The following is a 17,706-nucleotide window of genomic DNA, read 5'->3' on the forward strand; positions in this document are numbered from 1 at the left end:
GCGGGTGGATGCCGGGGGAGGGCTAGCCTCGCGATGTGGACAATTCTCGCACCCGGCCGCGCGTCGGCCACATCCAGTTCCTGAACTGCCTGCCCCTCTACTGGGGGCTCGCGAGAACAGGCACGCTCCTCGACTTCGAGCTCACGAAGGACACCCCGGAGAAGCTCAGCGAGCAGCTGGTGCAGGGCGACCTCGACATCGGACCCGTCACCCTGGTCGAATTCCTCAAGAACGCCGACGATCTCGTCGCCTTCCCCGACATCGCCGTCGGCTGCGACGGCCCGGTGATGTCGTGCGTGATCGTCTCCCAGGTCCCGCTGGACCGGCTGGACGGTGCCCGCGTCGCCCTCGGCTCCACCTCGCGGACGTCCGTCCGCCTCGCCCAGCTCCTGCTGGCCGAGCGCTACGGCGTCCAGCCGGACTACTACTCCTGCCCGCCCGACCTGAGCCTGATGATGCAGGAGGCCGACGCGGCCGTCCTCATCGGCGACGCGGCCCTGCGCGCGAACATGATCGACGGTCCGCGCTACGGCCTCGAAGTGCACGACCTGGGCGCGCTGTGGAAGGAGTGGACGGGTCTGCCGTTCGTCTTCGCGGTCTGGGCGGCCCGGCGCGACTACGCGGAACGCGAGCCGGTCATCACCCGCAAGGTGCACGAGGCCTTCCTCGCCTCCCGCAACCTCTCCCTGGAGGAGGTCGGCAAGGTCGCCGAGCAGGCGGCCCGCTGGGAGGCATTCGACGAGGAGACCCTCGCGCGGTACTTCACCACCCTCGACTTCCGCTTCGGCACCCCGCAGCTGGAGGCGGTCACCGAGTTCGCCCGCCGCGTGGGCCCGACCACCGGCTTCCCGGCGGACGTGAAGGTGGACCTGCTCCAGCCCTGATTCCACCGGGCCCCCGGCACGGGCGGCCCACTACCCTGCTCACAGGTAATGGCGTACGGGGGAGGGGTGGGCGCCATGCAGCCGCTCGACGTCGACGAACCCACCGCCGTGGGGCCCTACCGGCTGCTCGGCCGACTGGGCTCCGGCGGCATGGGCCGGGTCTACCTGGGCCGCAGCGCAGGCGGCCGCACGGTCGCCGTGAAGATCGTGCACCCGCACTTCGCGCTCGACGAGGAGTTCCGGGCCCGTTTCCGGCGCGAGGTGGACGCGGCGCGCCGGGTGGGCGGCGCCTGGACCGCGCCCGTACTGGACGCGGACCCCGAGGCGCGCGTGCCGTGGGTCGCCACGGCGTACGCGGCCGGCCCGTCCCTGACGGCGGCCGTCGCGGACGGAGGTCCGCTCCCCTCCCACTCGGTACGGGCGCTCGGCGCGGGCCTCGGCGAGGCGCTGGCCGCGGTGCACGAGCTGGGCCTGGTCCACCGGGACGTGAAGCCGTCCAACGTCCTCCTCACCCTCGACGGCCCCCTCCTGATCGACTTCGGCATCGCCCGCGCCACGGAAGGCACCGCGTCCCTCACCTCGACCGGCGTGTCGATCGGCTCGCCCGGCTACATGTCCCCCGAGCAGATCCTCGGCAAGGGCGTCACGGGCGCGGCCGACGTGTTCTCGCTGGGCGCCGTCCTCGCCTTCGCCGCGATGGGCGCGCCGCCCTTCCCGGGAGACTCCTCGGCCGCCCTCCTCTACAAGGTCGTCCACGAGGAGCCGCAGCTCGGCGCCCTGGACGGGGCGAGGGACGGGGCGACGGACGGAGGGCTACGGGACCTGGTGGCGGCGTGCCTGGCGAAGGACCCGGCGGCCCGCCCGACCCCCGGTGAGGTGGCCCGGCGCCTCGCTCCCGAGGGCGCGGCACGCCTGGTGACCGGCGGCTGGCTGCCGGGGGCGCTGGTGGAGCGGGTCAGCCGGAGCGCCGTACAGCTGCTGAATCTGGAGGCGGCGGAGTCGGCGGAGTCGGCGGGGGCGGGAGCGGGGGCGGGGTTCGGGTCAGGACCGGGGCTCGGGTCAGGACCAGGGCCCGTGTCGGGACCGGGGCCTGTGTCGGGACCGGGGCCTGTGTCGGGACCGGTGGGGTTCAGCCGGCCGTCGGTGGGAGCGCCGGGCTCGGTGGGAGCGCCGGGCTCGGCCGGCGGGGCGGGCTCGGTCGGCGGGGCGGGCTCGGTCGGCGGGGCGGGCTCGGTCGGCGGGGCGGGCTCGGTCGGCGGGGCGGCACCCGGCGTCTTCGGGCCCCCGCCGGTGATGCCCGCGCCGACGGCGCGCGCCGCCGACGTACCGTCCCCGCGCGAGGGCGACCGCTCGCCGGGCAAGCTCGCCCTGTCCGTCGCGGCGACCTCCACACGGGGCGCCGGTGGCCGCGGCCGGCGGCTCAGCTGCACCGTGGCGCTCGCGGTGGCGGGAGCGCTGGCGGCGGTGACGGTCGGTTCGGTGTTCGTCCTGGACCTGCTGCCGGGCGGCGGCGGCAACAGCCCGGGCGGCCAGGACACCGCCACCCAGACACCCTCCTCCCCGCGCACCGTCCCCGCCCGCTACGTCGGCACCTGGGAGGGCCAGGCCGTCGCCGTCGAGGGCAACCTGCCCCTCGGCACGTTCCGCCTGACCGTCCGCCAGGCCGAGGTGGGCGAGAAGCTGGGCACCCTGCGCCACACCGACATCTTCGCCGGCACCTGTGACGACGTACTGACCCTCAAGAAGGTCACGGAGAAACAGATCGTCGCGAGCGCCGTGGGAGCCGAGGGCAACCGCGACGTCTGCAACCCGGCCCTCCACACCGTCCGCCTCACACCTGTCGGCGACGACCTCCGGTACGAGTCCGACAGCGAGGACTCGGGGCGGCCGAAGGCGCGGTTGTCGAGAGTCGAGTAGGCATCCGCCCCCGATCGCTTTGCACCGGCTGCCCGCCGGCTGTCCCCGTGTAACTGCCCCGGTATCCCTGTTACTACTGTGTCTGCGACAGCGAACACCGGCGCCCAGGACCAGGAGTTCGGAGTTCGTCGACGCGACACGACGGGGAAGGCCACGCCATGGAGTCACTGCAGTCGGACGATCCGCGGGAGCTGGGAAGTTACCGCCTCCTGCGAAGACTCGGTGCCGGTGGCATGGGACGCGTCTACCTCGCCCGGTCGCCCGGCGGCCGTACGGTCGCCGTGAAGGTGGTCCGCCCCGACCTCGCGGCAGACGGCGACTTCCGGGCCCGCTTCCGGCACGAGGTCGAGATCGCGAGGGCAGTCTCCGGCCGGTTCACCGCGCCCGTCGTTGATGCCGACTCGGACGCGCCGCTGCCGTGGCTCGCCACGTCGTACGTCCTCGGGCCCGACCTGACGGACGTGGTCGCGGCCCACGGAGCGCTGCCGGAGCGCACGGTCCGCGCGCTGGCCGCCGGACTCGCCGCCGCCCTCCAGGATATCCACGCGGCGGGCCTGATCCACCGCGACCTCAAGCCATCCAACGTCCTGCTGGCCGCCGACGGCCCCCGCCTCATCGACTTCGGCATCGCGCGGGCAGTGGACGGCAGTCGGATGACGCAGACCGGAGTCGTGGTCGGCTCGCCCGGTTACATGTCGCCGGAGCAGGCGATGGGCAAGGACGTCGGCACGGCCGGCGACGTCTTCTCGCTCGGTTCCGTGCTCGCCTTCGCGGCAACCGGGCGAGGCGCCTTCGGCGACGGCACGGCCTCGCACGCCTCGCTGCTCTACCAGGTCGTGCACGGCGAGGCCGACCTGACGGACGTACCCTCGTCCTTGCTGGGACTCGTCCGCGCCTGCCTCCTGAAGGACCCGGCGCAGCGCCCGGTGCCCGGTCAGATCCTCACGGCACTGGCCGGGCAGGGCATCGACGCCGCCCTGCACGACTGGCTGCCTTCGGCGGTGGCCTCGACGATCGCGACCCACGCCGCGGGAATCCTGGACCTGGAGGCGCCCGACGCACCCGCGAACGTTCCGTCGGCGCAGGCAGCGTCCGCATTCGGTCCGGCGCCGACGATGCCGACCGGGACACCTCCGGCCGGTACGTCATCGGCCGGGTACGGCACGCCGCCCGGTGGTACGCCGGCACCGTCACCCGGCTACGGCACCCCCCTCCCCGGCACCGTGCAGGTCGGCGCGGACGGGGCGTCGGCGCCGGTCCGCTCCCGGCGGCGGGCGCTCGGCATGGCGCTCGGCGGCGCGGCGGCCGTCGCGGTGGCCGGAGGCGGCGCCGCGTGGGTGCTCGCCTCCGGGGACGGCGCCTCCGACGAGGCGACGGACGCTCCGGGCAAGGGTGGTACGGCCGAGCCAGTGGACGAGACCTTCACGACCCCGCCCGCCGGGGTGGCCCCGCAGCCGCTGTGGCACAAGTCGGCCGAGGAGGACAGCACCAGCACGCGCGTACCGCTCCTCACCCACGACGGACTGCTCCTGGTCAGCGGCGACCCGCTCGTGGCCTACGACATCCGGACCGGCAAGGCCCGCTGGACCAAGGCGGGCATCTGCCGGCCCGGAGCCCAGCTCCTCTTCCACGGCGGCAAGGTGTTCCTCGCCGACGGCGACTACGACGGCGCCCTGGTCGCCTACGACGTCAAGACCGGCGAAGAGGCCTGGCGCAGCCGCCTCGGCAAGCAGCTGTCCGTCGAGGACACGATCGCCATCGACGGCAAGAACGTCTACGTCACGGCGACCGACTACGGCCAGTCGAAGAGCGCCACCAAGTACCGCACGGCCGTCGCGGCCATCAGCCACACCACGGGAAAGGCGGCGTGGGTCCAGCACCGGGACTGGGGCACCAAGGACTACGACGTCCAGGGCACCGCCTCGGGCAAGTACCTGATCTACGCCGACTCGAACCTCAACCTCACCGTCCGGGACACCGCCACCGGCGGCCAGGTGTGGACCCGGAAGATCGGCGACGAGTGGTCCTGGCAGCCCACGGTCGCGAACGGCCTCGTCTTCCTGCCGGGCGACGAACTCAAGGCCGTCGACGTGGAGAAGGGCCGCACCGCCTGGACGCTCGCCCCGGCCGGCCGCCGCGGCTTCGACAACCCGACGGTCTTCGACGGCGTGCTCTACGTCAGCGACCACGACGACGGCGTATGGGCCGTCGACGTCAAGACCGGAAAGCGGACCTGGCTCTGCGACGAACTGGACGTCGACGGCCCGGAGTCGTTCCTCCGCGCGGGCTCGACCCTGTACGGCGCCACCGGCTCCCTGGACGGCGGCATCGTCGCCCTGGAGGCCAGGACCGGTAAGTTGCGGTGGACCTACAGCGACAACAAGTCGGTGGGCGAGCCGTGGCAGGTCACCGGCGATGGCAACCGGCTGCTGGTGACGCACGGGCACGAAGTATACGCGCTGCCAGCCGTATGAAGCTGCACTGAGGAAAGTTCACTGAGTAGTGACTAAAACAGGAAGGGAAGTGAGATTCACTAATGTCTGTCCCGATTCCGCCCGTACTTGAGGTCCGGTTCACCTGGAGCCCAGTTCAAATTCTCAGTGGAGCGTGGACGAAGAGGCTCGTCGCGTTCCGAGTTGATGAACGAGGTGTGACCTTGGGAGGTGCGCCGGCGCGCTATGAAAAGCAAACTGCCTTCGTTCCGTGGGAAGACATCGAAGCAGTGGTTCTCTGGGAGCAGAAGACGGCTGCCCTGAAGCCCATCAAATATGTCGGACTGAGGAGGCGACCGGGGGCCCCGGCGCTCCCGGGTCAGAACGCATCTCTCAGCCCGGAGCGGACTGCTGCACTTGCCCCGCATGTCGATCATCAACTGTTCCTAGCGAGTCGGGCCATCAATCTGTGGAACCTAAATCGCACTGAACTTGTGGACGCGCTACGCGCCTTCGCCCCCCACGTTCCAGTTGAGAACGTCGACTAACGTCATCATCGAGTTTCGCTGACAGAAGCAAGCGAGAGGGGATAGATCTCGATGCGAGTGCGGGTGACTTTGGTCCGGGAAGGAGTTGCACCTCAGGACGCGATATTGAGCGTTGGCGAAGGTGTGACCGCCGGGGAAGTAGCCGAGGCGGTGAGGGGAATGCAGCAGGGTGGAGCAGCGCCCCAGCGTTGGCCCTCAGGCGTGGTGACCCCCTTTACAGGGCGTTTGGCGTCGACTGGAATGACAGGAAGTTTGACAGAACCTGCTCTTTGGGTCGACGGGTTCCCGTTTCCACCCACCTATTCAGTTGGCGAAGGGCTCAGAGACGGAAGTCGTCTCACGCTCGACTCTGCCATCGGTCCCTTCTTGGGCACCGGTGAACCAGCAGGAAGATATGAGATCAGAGTTACTGGTGGTCCAGGATCGGGGCGGGTTGCACGGATTTCCATCGGCTTCACATCCATCGGTTCCTCCTCTACTAATTCGCTTTCCGTTACTGAAGATAGTCACCTAGCGCCTCAAGCAGCTCGTGTTTCGGTAGACAGCAGAGGAGGCGTCAAGGTTACGCCTGCTTCAGATGTCCAGCTGTTTCTTGATGGCGAACAGGTAAGCGGAACGAGCGTATGGCATCCGGGCATGTTGCTGAGCTCTGGAGAATCACTTTTTAGCCTCGCTGAGCCGGGTGAACCTGATGCACACCTCTCCCCGACAGGAGAGGCAGGGCTCGCGTATAACCGTCCGCCGCGCCTTACGTCGCCGATGCCTCGACCGAGACTGGTAGTTCCAGCACCTCCGGGTAAAGACGAGGGAATTCGCTTTCAGCTAATTTCCATGCTGATGCCTTTGTTCTTCGGTCTTGCGATGTATTTCATCACCAATACGATTTACATGTTGCTGTTCTGCCTCCTCTCGCCTTTGATGATGCTTGGTCAGTGGCTGAGTGACCGACGGCATGGGAAGAAGAAATACCGAGCCGCTTTGAAGGAGTACAACAAGGCGAGGCAGGATCAGGAAACCAAGCTGGCGCAACTAAGCGAGTCTGACCAGCGAAGGCGCCGCGATGCCTACCCGGATGCAGGACAGTTGCTGATGTTTGCAACTGGGCCTCGTAGGCGTCTGTGGGAGCGGCGTATAACCGACCCTGACGCCATGCATCTGCGTGTGGGGTTCAGTGATCTCCCAGCAGAAATCGACCTAGTGCATGCAAGAGGCGTGAATGCCGATGAGAAGGATCCCGAACCTCCAGTAGTTGCTGATGTACCGTTGGTGATTCCACTCACCGAACTTGGGGTCGTTGGCATTGCCGGAGACCGCTCCAGAGCCTCCGCAACTGCCCGCTGGTTGACTATGCAGGCAGCGGTGCTACATAGTCCGCGGGACCTTTCTATTGTGGTCCTCTCATCGGTTCCTGATGCCAATACCAATTGGAACTGGGCTCAGTGGCTTCCGCATGCAATTCCACGGCAGGGTCAGAATTGCGTTGCACTAATGGGAACTGATGCGGAGTCGATTTCACGTAGAATCAACGAACTCCTGGCAGAGCTGACCAGGCGTCAAGAGTCTGCGCGCGAGAATGGCGGTGTCGTGGCTCTCCGGCCAGACTCGCACATACTGGTGGTTCTTGATGGGGCACGTATTCTGCGCAGAGTTCCTGGCGTTCCACAGATCCTTCAGGAAGGTCCAGCCCATGGGATCTTCGCGTTGTGCGTCGATGAGGACGAGCGGCTGCTGGCCGAGGAGTGCCGCACAGCCATCTGCTGGACACCGCACTCGGCCGGCCGAGTCTATCTACGAGGCTATGGCTATGAGTCGGCGGGCGAGGTACTGGCAGATCAGGTCTCGGCTGCCTGGTGCGAGCAGGTCGCTCGCGCGCTGGCACCCGTGCGCGACGTAAGTCGGGATGACGCGGACGGTTCGTTGCCCACTGCCGCCCGGCTACTCAACCTCCTTGGCATGCCGAATCCTACTGGGGAAGATGTCATCGCCATCTGGCAGCGGAATGGTTCGACGACGGCCGTGCCGATCGGTCTGGCCGCGGATGGGCCCTTTGTTCTGGACATTCGGAGGGATGGACCGCACGCCCTGGTCGCAGGAACCACAGGGGCTGGTAAGTCGGAACTTCTACAGACGATCATCGCATCGCTTGCAGTGGGAAACACCCCTGAAGCGCTGAATTTTGTTCTGATCGACTACAAGGGCGGTAGCGCATTCCAAGACTGCGCTCGGCTGCCGCATACCGTTGGCATGGTCAGCGACCTCGATGCCCATCTGACGGAGCGAGCACTTGCCTCACTCGCCGCTGAGCTGCGAAGGCGAGAGGAGATCCTTTTTGATGCGGCAACGAAAGATATCGAAGACTACAACGATGCCCGACGGCTGCGCCCAGACCTTCAGCCCATGCCGAGACTGGTGCTCGTTATCGATGAGTTCGCCTCGCTCGTTGCCGAGCTGCCTGACTTCATTGCCGGCCTGGTGGACATCGCCCGTCGTGGTCGCTCTCTGGGCGTCCATCTGATCCTTGCCACACAGCGTCCTGCAGGTGTGGTCAGTGCGGATATTCGGGCCAACACTAACCTGCGTATCGCCTTGCGGGTGACCAACGCAGAGGAGTCACGTGACGTCATCGATGCAGTCGATGCCGGCAAGATCTCGAAGGCCACACCGGGGCGATGCTACGTGCGTTCCGGCTCCCAATCTCTGGTGGGTGTCCAGTCCGCGCGGATCGGTGGCAGACGACCGGGCACGGACAACGCGCCGGAAGTGACGGTGAACATCCTTGACTGGGCGGCCTATGGGCGTCCCCTGCCAAACGTCGCACAGCAGGCCGAAGACGACGGAACGATGGTCACAGATCTTGCCGTCCTCGTGGATGCGATCAGAAGCAGCACTCAACAGCTCGGCATGGCCAAGCCCCGCAGCCCGTGGCTGCCGCCTATCCCCACGCATGTCGTGTTGGCCGATGTGGCCTCGTTGCCGGCCAGACAAATGAGTCAGGATTCGATAGCTCCCCTCAAATTCGGCCTGACCGATTTGCCCGCTCAGCAGGCCCGAGCAGCGCTGGTGCTCGACCTGACTGACGGAGAGCATTTGATGATCGCTGGCGGGCCTCGGTCAGGGCGCTCGACCGCCCTACGCTCGATTGCGGGAGCCGTAGCACAGGACTGTCCACCGAGCGACGTGCACCTCTACGGCATCGACTGCGGCGCCAATGCGCTCCTGCCGCTTGCTGCAATGCCGCACTGCGGAGCCGTAGTGACCCGAGATCAGACAGGGCGAGTGGACAGGCTCCTGGGACGGTTGCTGGGTGAAGTATCCCGACGCCAGTTGCTTCTTGCTGAGCATGGGCAGTCCAGTGCGGTGGAGCAGCGTGCCGCTGCTGAGCTCGGGGAACGGCTGCCCTGGATGGTGGTCCTGCTCGACGGGTGGGACGCCTTTCGGCTGGCTTTCGAGAACTACGACTACGGGCGGCTTGTGGAGTCGGCAAAGCGCTTGTTCAGAGAAGGAGCAGCAGTTGGCGTCAAAGTGGTCCTCACCACCGACCGGAGCGGGATGACCGGCGAGATCTCGAGCAGCTTCAGCGATCGGCTAGTGTTGCGCCTCGCCGATCCAGCGGACTACTCGCTCGCGGGCATGTCCACGAAGGATATTCCGAAGGAGGTCCCCACTGGGCGTGCTCTCAGGGCAACCGACGATGGCGTTCAGGAGAGCCAGATCGCTTTGCTCGCCGAGAACCCTTCGGGCCAGGCACAAGTGGCTGCACTTCAGCAGATCGCTCGAGCGTCGGAACGAGACACCGTCCGGCTTCCTGCACATCAGCGTCCGATTCGTGTGGACGTGCTCCCCAGCCGGGTAACGGTCTCCGAAGCTATGGCACTGCGGCCTGACTTCAGCCCTTCGTCACCACTGTGGGCACTCTTCGCAGTGGGTGGCGACGAACTGGGGCCATTCGGCATGGACCTGGAGGAAGCAGGGCCTGGCTTCGTCATCTCTGGACCGCCTAAGTCTGGACGGTCCAGCACATTGATGACTGCAGCTCAATCGCTGCTCCAGCGGGGCACCGACATCATCTTGATTACACCGCGGCGCTCCCCGCTACGTGAACTGGCTACTGGAGGCGAAGTCCTCGGTTGCTTGGACAGTGATAGTAGAGCGGAGGATCTGGAGGCTCTGATCGACAGGGCTCAGGGGCCCTATGTAGTGCTGGTCGATGATGCGGAACTGCTCTACGACTCGGCGCTCGACGAAGCGCTTGAGGAAGTGCTGCGGCGAGGTATGGACGGCGGCTTGGGGCTGATTGCTGCTGGGGCGGTAGACACGCTTTCCTCGCAGTATCGAGGGTTTGTCGTTCAGGCTCGCCGGTCGAGGAACGGGCTGCTGTTGTCCCCGCAGGGCTCCCAAGACGGCGAGATGTTCAGCATCCGTCTGCCCGGGAACGTCGGGGGTGGACCCGTCGGGCGTGGTCTATTTGTGGCGAGCGGGGAAGTCATGCCGGCGCAGGCTGTTCTGCCGGCCTGAGCGGGGTAAACAACCATGTGGTGAGGCCGGGCACTGAAAGTGCCCGGCCCTCACCACGACGTCAAGTCACCAGTAAGGAAAAGCCGGTCAGTCGTTGACCTGGTCGTTCTTGTCAGCAGCGTCGCTGGTTTCCTTGCGCGCGTTCTCGAGCGACTCCAAAAAGGCCACGAGCTGCGGCTTCAGCTTGTCCCAATCATCCCGGAATCGATTGGCCCGGGGGCCCTTCCAGAAGTCCTCGCTGTCCCGAGTCCCGTTTGAGATTGCCCTAATCAGGTCGTCAAGGTTCTTGTGCTGAGCCTTGAACGTGGTTGAAAGGCTGCGAAGCCGAGTTGTATCTGCACCCTTAAAGCTCATGAGAAGCCTCCCCGTGTGTCGGAGTCAGGCGAACCATCTGCCCGCCGAGGCGACACTATCGTAAATTGTGCTGTCCCGTCATCTGCTTGTCACGTCTTAGCTCGACGCACAATACGCAGGCCCGCCGCGTCCTGTTGCGTCACGTTGCTATCTGCAGCCAGATGTATCGGCGCATAGGCGATCATCCATAGGAATCCAAAGAGCCAGCGCCCAACGAGTTGGAGGAGTTTTGGAGGGCCAGCGTCAGTCTCTCTGACGATACGCAGTCCAGCGATCGCCTTTCCCAGGCTTCTGTGAGTAATCAACGCAACCACTACGTGATTGAAGAACGACAACGTGATACCAGCACAGACGGCCGTACCCCACACGGTGAGAGAATCGATCCTGATCTGTGGCACGCCATTGACCCTCCCGATTCCGACTACTAGGCCAGCCGCGAGACCAGCCAGGATCGTTGTTATCGCATCGATGAAAACCGAGACGATCCGACGGGTTTCAGAGGGCGTCTCCCAATGGGCGGAGGCGGGGTACTTGCGGCCCATTATAAAACTTAGCTTCCGTTTCCCGGCTTTTTCTTCTCGGCCTCTTCCTCTTCCACGCGCTTGAGTGCGGCTGCCATTGCAGCTCGGGCATCAGTCAGCGCGTTGTATATCTGCTTCTTGTGGGTAGCCCACTCGCTGCGGAACCGTTCACTCTTAGGACCCTTCCAGGTTGCCTCGCCAGAAAGGAGTTGCACGTTGTTGCATGCGCGGTCGATTTCGTCGGCGTACTTCCTGAGTTTGCGGAGATCCTCGCGGCACTCTGACTCTCGAGTCACTCTGACTCCTTGGCGTTTTCGGGAATCAGCAACTGACTAATCATCTTCTTCAAAGTAAGCTTTCCGACCGGTCGAGCTTGGATTCCCGTTTGAGAGTTGGGCGCTTCTACGAATACGGTCCAGACCATGCGGTCAGTGGCATAGGTTGTGAGGAGTGGACCGGGGCGGTCAGCGAGAAGTACAACCTGACTGACTACGAGGGCGCCATTGATTGCTTCGGTCAGAGACCGACCGACGTTATCCTGACTGATTTGCTCGGGTGTCAAGTGATGGGTGGGGCCATCTTTGTCCGCGACATCAAAAGGATCGACGAACATTTGTACCAGCTGTGCCGCATCCTCCGCGGAGCTCGCCAGAGTGAATGCGTGAAGCCCTCCCGACGTCACACGTTCCACGAGATAGAGGTCGACCGAATGAACATATACCAGAGCATGTGTGGCACCGCCCGAAGTGTTCTGTTCGACGGCAAGGGCTTGGGTAGCCGTTCTCCGGAGAGTCAGCGCGAGACTGAGCTCGGGGGTGATGCGCAGATCAAGGTCAATACCTGAGGGAGTGGTGCCTGCCGCTGCGTCGTTGGAGTTCTTGGCCCTTCGAACGACGGAGTCCAGTTCATCAATGTTTCCCACCTCGACGGCCTCTCGTGAAACGAGGGAGCGCAGAGCTGTAGCATAGGCCCATTCGCGCTCTTGTGCCGAGAGCTCGCCGAGCCTGGGTGTAGGAGCAACACATTCTGTCAGAGAATCGGGATCGAGGACTGCGATTTCCTCGTCTGTGAGCCTGAGGAGATGCTGAGTTCCTCCTTCTTTCAAAGCGTCACTGAGGATTTCACGGAACTCGTCAAGATCCATGTCGATTTCGGGAGTGTGCATTACCTTGTCCTTTATGCTGTTCACCAGAACTTATACTTTTGGATTGCGTTAGGAACTAGGTTCGTGACGGCGCTCTTTGCACCGTTGACAATCTCTTCACCTTTATCTTTCACCTCTCCCGCCCACTCTTGAGTTGCGTCCCATGCCTTTTCGGCTCCGGCTGTGATGTCGTCTCCCCATTTGTCCCAGGCCCAGCTTCCTAGAAAGTAGGCACCAGTCACGCCGAGTGCGACCCAGCCAACGACAGGGACGGCTGCGGCCACTGCGGCAGATGCGCCAAGCGCCGTAGCCATACTGGCGCCGCCAAGGACCGCCACGGCGCCAGCCGCTTCGATGCCACCCATGCCGCGGTCAACCCAGCCCCGAGCCCCTTCATGGTCCGGCAAGAACATTTGTTTCACGCCGTGGACAACGGTGAGAGGCAAGAATACCCGTCGGGCTAGTGCGCCTGCTCCCGGCGCATTCTTGAAGAGCTTATCAGCGTATGGAACCTTAATCTTGACCAGCGCTGCACGAACTGTCTGTTGCCATTTCCAGGGCTCCTTATAAAGGTTTCTGATCCCTTGGGCCTTGAGGAGTTCCTGTAGCAGTTCGCCGCGCGTAGCCTTGATGCGAGACGCCGCCGAGCCAAAATACTTGTTGAGCTCATACACTGCTCGAGCCCCGTCGATATTTTGACCTTGAGCCCACATCTTGTAAAGACGCAGTGACGCCTCTATGGCTGTCGGAATCTTTAGGATCTTGAGAGGCGTCTTGATGTCCTTGAGTGTTCCGTCCTTAAATTCCTGCCAAGTCTCCAGTACGCCGGCCAAGCCAGCAAAGGTTAGGACTGCTTCTGGATCATCGAGAGAGATTCCCAAGCGGCGGCGAATATCTTTGGCTTCGTCCCGTGCCCAAGTGGACTTTTTGGGAAAGTCGGAGACACCTTCTGCCTTCGCATCCCACTTGGCCATGATTCCGCTGATCAGGCCCCCTTGTACGCTGAGTGTCCCCCCAAGTACGTCGACCGCCGCTGCCAGTTTGGGAGCCTGGACGTCGTCCATTCCCTTGAAACCCACCGCAATGCTCCTTCGTCGTGCGGAATATACGTGTGTTCTAGATGTACTGCCCAGCCAGGTTGGTCGAGTTTGTGCGACGACACGGTCTGAATCTGTAGGACGGCGAAGGCCTCCGGTTGTGGAGTGGAGCTGTCGAAGAACCGCTCCGCCAACCAGGAGGCCTTCATGTCTCACGCTAACGCCGCTCTGACGCCCCGTGCACGTCTTCGCCTGGCGCGTCTGATCGTGGATGAGGGATGGCCCATCGCCCGTGCAGCCGAGCGCTACGACGTGTCCTGGGCCACCGCGAAGCGGTGGGCCGACCGGTACGCCGAATCAGGGCCGGCCGCGATGGCCGACCGGTCCTCACGGCCTCACAGGAGCCCGGCCCGGACCACTCAGCCACAGGTCCGCAAGATCGTGCACCTGCGCTGGAAGCAGCGGCTGGGACCGGTCCAGATCGCCGGACGGCTGGGCATGCCCGCCTCGACCGTCCACGCCGTCCTGACCCGCTGCCGGATCAACCGCCTCTCCCACATCGACCGCGCCACCGGGGAGCCGGTCCGCCGCTACGAACACCCCCACCCCGGCGCCATGCTCCACATCGACGTCAAGAAGCTCGGCAACGTCCCCGACGGCGGCGGCTGGCGCTACGTCGGACGCGTCCAGGGCCGCAGAAACCGTGCCGCAACACCCGACAAGCCCCGCAACAAGTACCGCGGCCCGCTGCTGGGAACCGCCTTCGTCCACACCGTCGTCGACGACCACTCCCGCGTCGCCTACGCCGAGATCCGCGACGACGAGACGGCCGACACCGCGGTCGACGTCCTGCACCACGCCGTGGCCTGGTTCACCGCCCGCGGCGTGAGCGTCGAGCGGGTCCTGACCGACAACGGCTCCGCCTACCGCTCCCGCCACTGGAACCGCGCCTGCACCGAACTCGGCATCACGCCGAAGAAGACCCGGCCCTACCGGCCACAGACGAACGGCAAAGTCGAACGCTTCCACCGCACCCTCGCCGACGGCTGGGCCCTCGGACGCTTCTACCCCAGCGAATCAGCCCGCCGCAAAGCCCTGCCGGCCTGGCTCCATCACTACAATCACCACCGCCCCCACACCGCAACCGGCGGCAAACCACCCGTCACCAGGTTGACCAACGTCCCTGGGCAGTACATCTAGGTCGGGCCAGACGGTCAGGAGCGCGCGTGGGCCGAGCACGGCGTGGACGGTATCGAGGTTGTTCTCGGTGAGGCGGTGCCAGCGGATCGCGTTGCGGAGGTCGGTCTCCTCCAGGAGGAGCATCTGCGGTGCGGCCCGTTCTGCGCGTACTCGTTCCCAGAACTCCTCGTCCGCAGCCTGTGTCATGGCCCGGACCAGCTCCAACGCGACCGACACTGAGACCTCGGCACCGTCGTAGTATCCGGGGAGGTCGGGCGGGAACAGCCCAGCGAGGCCGTGTCCGACAACCGGCGCCTCTAGGCCGGAGTTGACGAAGCCGGTGACCTCCGGTCCACGGATCTCCAGCCGGGCCTGCCTACACATGACCGGGACCCTGACGCACCCGCCTACAGAAGAACCGGACTGCCTACACATCGCGGGGACAGGGCAGCTCCCTCAAGCCGCCGTCCAGAGAGTCACTGGCGACTCGTTCGCAAGCTGTCGTGCTCCGCTCGCAAACCGTTGTGCCTGCGACTGAGCTCCGTAGTTGGCCACGATGGACAGCTACGGAGCTCAGTTCCCTGCGGCACTGACGCTGGTTCCTACCTGGCAGCGATATCAACGCGAGCGTGCTGATCCGCGGGACGCACGACGCCGCGGGCGGCTTCGCTTATCGGATGGGCCTGCCCGGCACAAGGGGCGGGGGAGGCGAGACATCGCCGTCGTGCCGGGCCGCTGCACGCTGCGCGTGTGGAGTACCGAGCTGAACGAGCGCGGCAACCCGGCGGCCGGGGTGGGGGTCCTGGACCGCCTTACGACGCTCACAGGGCTGCCGGAGTTCTGACGGCCTACTTTCCGCCCGCGTAATGCGGTTGAGGGGTATGGGGGCCATCGGTAAAGATCCGAGGCATGTTCTCGCGCAGGTATCGCCGCCCGAAGACGCCCGAACTCCTCCAGGCCTGGCAGGCCCTTGACGAGGATGACATCCCGGCTGCCCTGCGCCACTTGCGGCACGGCACCGACGACCTGCCGCTCGACCAGCTCGCCCCCGTGGTTGCCCGGATCGCCGGACGCGCCGGCTTCGAGGATCTGCGCACGGCCGCCGACGCCCTGACCGCCCGCCCCGAAAAGGCCCGCGCACTTTACGACTTCGGCTACGCGTGCATCGAGCGCGGCGTGCCTCACCTGGCGATACCCGCCCTGCGCCAGGCGCTGCGGCAGTCGCCGGACTCCACGGTGATCCTGCGGGAACTGGTCTCGGCGTACGAGCGCGAGGGCCGGCACCGCGAGGCTGTTGACGTGCTCACTGCACACGAGAGAGGGCTCGCCGACTGGCCGGACCGCTATCTGCTGGTTTTCAACGCGCTCATGGCCGGCGACCTCGCCCTGGCCCGCCGTCATCACGCGCGGCTGCCCGATCCGCAGGATGCGATGTGGCTGCCCGCGCGGGCCCGCCAGCGCGCGATGCTGGAGCGGGCCGCCGGGGCCGGACCAGTGAGCCCGCTGGACGCCACCGATCTGCGGGGCTGGCAGTACGTCATCGGCGGCACCGTGCTCACCACCCTGTCCCCGTACGGGTTCGGCGCGGGGATGAGCGGGCGTTTCGCCTGGCTGCAGGACACCCACGACCAGTGCCTGGGTGGACTGGTGCGGCTGAAGGCGATCATCGGCGCAGCCGGGGTGCGTCCCACATCGGTGTCCCTGCTGCCCGACCGGGCCAGCCGCATCCTCGGGCTGGCGGCGGCCCGACTTCTGGAGCTGCCGGCGGAGCCCTTCGCGCCCGAGCGCGAGGAGACGGTCGTCGTCGCCTACGACCTGAACGACGTGGCCGGCACCGAGGAAGGGCCCGAGATCCTCGGCAGGCTCTTCGAGCGGACGCCGGGCCAGATCCTGCACGAACACGCGAGCAACTGGACCGACCCGCCGGTCGTCGCCGCCGACAGCGTCACGCTGTTGCACCAGTCGGCGACGGCGCCCTGGGACGGGCAGCTGCGCGCCGGCGAGGACGGCGACGTCGAGCGAGGCGCGCCCGACAGCAGGCCGGAGGAGGAAATCGCCGCTGACATCCTGGCTGCCGATGCCACGTCCGACGAGGGGGACGGAGCGACGCCCGCCGACCCGGTCGAGAGGCTCACCGACTTCGTGTCCGCTGTCCGCGACACCTGGCTGCGGGGCGATCGGGCGGGCCTGTCGTCAGCGGGTCCGGTGTCCAGCGCCCGCTTTCTCTGACGCCCTCACCGGCAAGGACCACGCGACGGCCATGTGCAGGCCGCCGAGGCAGGCCGCCGAGGCAGGCTGCCGAAAGCTGCCAGCGGCGACTTCGAGGTCCGGAGCAGCGGACGGGGTCCTAAAACGAGGCGGAACGGCAGGAGATCGGCGGCGGGCCGCGGCGACGCTTGCTCATGGTCGACGACGAGCCTGCCTTCGAGCTCAGCGCATATTGCGGAACGTGCCCGCTCCTGTTTCGCCGGTTGGAGACTGCGAGGCAGAAGGTGTCCCTGGAGAGCGTGCAGGGACGGCTCACCCGTGTACTGGACGATCCGGACGACGGCGGCGTGATCGACGCGTTCGGTGCGTTGCTGCCGGAGGGCGAGTACCTTCCGCTGCTCTTGAGAGTGGAACCCCGGCTGGTCGTCCCCGGCCAGCAGGGCGACTACTTCAGCGGCGAACAGATCACCACGTGGGGGATCGACCAGTTCTGAGGCCTCCCGGAGTATCCGCACACCCCGTACTACCGGACCTTCGAGACCTCCGTCGACGCGGACGCCCACCTCTACGAGTTCGTCGTGCCCATGGTTCCCCCGACGTGGAACGAGAGGGAGCGTGTAGAGGAGTACGTGGCGCTCATGGAGCGGGGAACGGTCCCGACGGCGGTGGCGATCTCCACGCTGGACGTGTGCGCGCCCGCCCTCGACATGTCGACCGACTACTACAGCCACTGGGGCCTGACCCACTTCCTCCTCGACGGCCATCACAAACTCGAAGCCGCTGCCGCAGCCAGCCGACCGGTGCAACTCCTCTCGCTCTTGGCCCTGGGCGAGAGCCTGGCCAGACCCGAAGACTGCGCCCGGCTGCCAGTCCTACGCGCCCGACCCCACTCGGCCCGAGCGACTGGCACCTGAACCCGCGCCGCGGATCACGTCTGCGGGCTAGCTGACACGCTCAGAGGCCAACA

The 17,706-nt window shown here is 65.9% G+C and carries 13 protein-coding genes and 1 pseudogene; 9 read left to right on the plus strand and 5 right to left on the minus strand.

Annotated features, from left to right (window positions below; genetic code table 11):
* Nucleotides 1-35 precede the first annotated feature (35 nt).
* From ACFCZF_RS05505 to ACFCZF_RS05520, 4 genes are all read left to right on the plus strand, one after another.
* Nucleotides 36-884, plus strand: a complete 849-nt coding sequence (locus tag ACFCZF_RS05505) for a menaquinone biosynthetic enzyme MqnA/MqnD family protein (RefSeq protein WP_375921068.1) — start codon at nucleotides 36-38, stop codon at nucleotides 882-884.
* A 75-nt stretch (nucleotides 885-959) separates the two neighbouring features.
* A complete protein-coding gene (locus ACFCZF_RS05510) occupies nucleotides 960-2,801 on the plus strand; it encodes a serine/threonine-protein kinase (protein ID WP_376670538.1) in 1,842 nt (613 codons plus the stop codon).
* 158 nt (nucleotides 2,802-2,959) lie between these two features.
* Nucleotides 2,960-5,275: a PQQ-binding-like beta-propeller repeat protein gene (locus ACFCZF_RS05515; RefSeq protein ID WP_376670539.1), complete on the plus strand. Its 2,316-nt coding sequence runs from the start codon at nucleotides 2,960-2,962 to the stop codon at nucleotides 5,273-5,275.
* A 557-nt stretch (nucleotides 5,276-5,832) separates the two neighbouring features.
* A complete protein-coding gene (locus ACFCZF_RS05520; protein WP_376670540.1) occupies nucleotides 5,833-10,296 on the plus strand; it encodes an FtsK/SpoIIIE domain-containing protein in 4,464 nt (1,487 codons plus the stop codon).
* An 87-nt stretch (nucleotides 10,297-10,383) separates the two neighbouring features.
* Here the strand turns inward: ACFCZF_RS05520 and ACFCZF_RS05525 are convergent, their stop codons facing one another.
* From ACFCZF_RS05525 to ACFCZF_RS05545, 5 genes are all read right to left on the minus strand, one after another.
* Entirely contained in the window at nucleotides 10,384-10,650 is a 267-nt protein-coding gene (locus ACFCZF_RS05525; protein ID WP_376670541.1) for a WXG100 family type VII secretion target, read from the minus strand.
* Between the two features lie 89 nt (nucleotides 10,651-10,739).
* The gene (locus tag ACFCZF_RS05530; RefSeq protein ID WP_376670542.1) at nucleotides 10,740-11,192 is read right to left on the minus strand and encodes an RDD family protein; all 453 of its coding nucleotides are present in this window, start codon (nucleotides 11,190-11,192) and stop codon (nucleotides 10,740-10,742) included.
* An 8-nt stretch (nucleotides 11,193-11,200) separates the two neighbouring features.
* Entirely contained in the window at nucleotides 11,201-11,467 is a 267-nt protein-coding gene (locus tag ACFCZF_RS05535; RefSeq protein ID WP_376670543.1) for a hypothetical protein, read from the minus strand.
* Entirely contained in the window at nucleotides 11,464-12,360 is an 897-nt protein-coding gene (locus tag ACFCZF_RS05540) for a hypothetical protein (RefSeq protein WP_376670544.1), read from the minus strand. The genes ACFCZF_RS05535 and ACFCZF_RS05540 overlap by 4 nt, the downstream gene beginning before the upstream one ends.
* Complete coding sequence (locus ACFCZF_RS05545; protein WP_376670545.1) at nucleotides 12,357-13,394, minus strand: hypothetical protein; 1,038 nt, start codon at nucleotides 13,392-13,394, stop codon at nucleotides 12,357-12,359. Before ACFCZF_RS05545 ends, ACFCZF_RS05540 begins: the two co-directional genes overlap by 4 nt.
* Before the next feature lie 165 nt (nucleotides 13,395-13,559).
* Between ACFCZF_RS05545 and ACFCZF_RS05550 the strand changes: the two genes are divergently transcribed.
* The 5 genes and pseudogenes from ACFCZF_RS05550 (at nucleotide 13,560) to ACFCZF_RS05570 (ending at nucleotide 17,653) form a co-directional block, all read left to right on the plus strand.
* Complete coding sequence (locus ACFCZF_RS05550; protein WP_376670546.1) at nucleotides 13,560-14,552, plus strand: IS481 family transposase; 993 nt, start codon at nucleotides 13,560-13,562, stop codon at nucleotides 14,550-14,552.
* 596 nt (nucleotides 14,553-15,148) lie between these two features.
* Nucleotides 15,149-15,375 (plus strand): annotated as a pseudogene (locus tag ACFCZF_RS05555) (glutaminase); the annotation flags it as partial.
* 65 nt (nucleotides 15,376-15,440) lie between these two features.
* On the plus strand, nucleotides 15,441-16,760 hold the full coding sequence (locus ACFCZF_RS05560) for a hypothetical protein (protein WP_376670547.1): 1,320 nt from the start codon (nucleotides 15,441-15,443) through the stop codon (nucleotides 16,758-16,760).
* A gap of 242 nt (nucleotides 16,761-17,002) precedes the next feature.
* Nucleotides 17,003-17,233, plus strand: coding sequence for a hypothetical protein (locus tag ACFCZF_RS05565; protein ID WP_376670548.1), 231 nt, complete (start codon nucleotides 17,003-17,005; stop codon nucleotides 17,231-17,233).
* Between the two features lie 84 nt (nucleotides 17,234-17,317).
* Complete coding sequence (locus ACFCZF_RS05570) at nucleotides 17,318-17,653, plus strand: hypothetical protein (protein ID WP_376670549.1); 336 nt, start codon at nucleotides 17,318-17,320, stop codon at nucleotides 17,651-17,653.
* The last annotated feature ends 53 nt before the right edge of the window (nucleotides 17,654-17,706 follow it).

The organism is Streptomyces sp. NPDC056296, from assembly GCF_042268605.1.
GTDB lineage: Bacteria > Actinomycetota > Actinomycetes > Streptomycetales > Streptomycetaceae > Streptomyces.

Bases quoted from the DNA above. Each gene is read 5' to 3' on its own strand.
- ACFCZF_RS05510 (WP_376670538.1), top strand. From the start codon at position 960: ATGCAGCCGCTCGACGTCGACGAACCCACCGCCGTGGGGCCCTACCGG.
- ACFCZF_RS05515 (WP_376670539.1), top strand. From the start codon at position 2,960: ATGGAGTCACTGCAGTCGGACGATCCGCGGGAGCTGGGAAGTTACCGC.
- ACFCZF_RS05520 (WP_376670540.1), top strand. From the start codon at position 5,833: ATGCGAGTGCGGGTGACTTTGGTCCGGGAAGGAGTTGCACCTCAGGAC.
- ACFCZF_RS05525 (WP_376670541.1), bottom strand. From the start codon at position 10,650: ATGAGCTTTAAGGGTGCAGATACAACTCGGCTTCGCAGCCTTTCAACC.
- ACFCZF_RS05530 (WP_376670542.1), bottom strand. From the start codon at position 11,192: ATGGGCCGCAAGTACCCCGCCTCCGCCCATTGGGAGACGCCCTCTGAA.
- ACFCZF_RS05550 (WP_376670546.1), top strand. From the start codon at position 13,560: ATGTCTCACGCTAACGCCGCTCTGACGCCCCGTGCACGTCTTCGCCTG.
- ACFCZF_RS05560 (WP_376670547.1), top strand. From the start codon at position 15,441: ATGTTCTCGCGCAGGTATCGCCGCCCGAAGACGCCCGAACTCCTCCAG.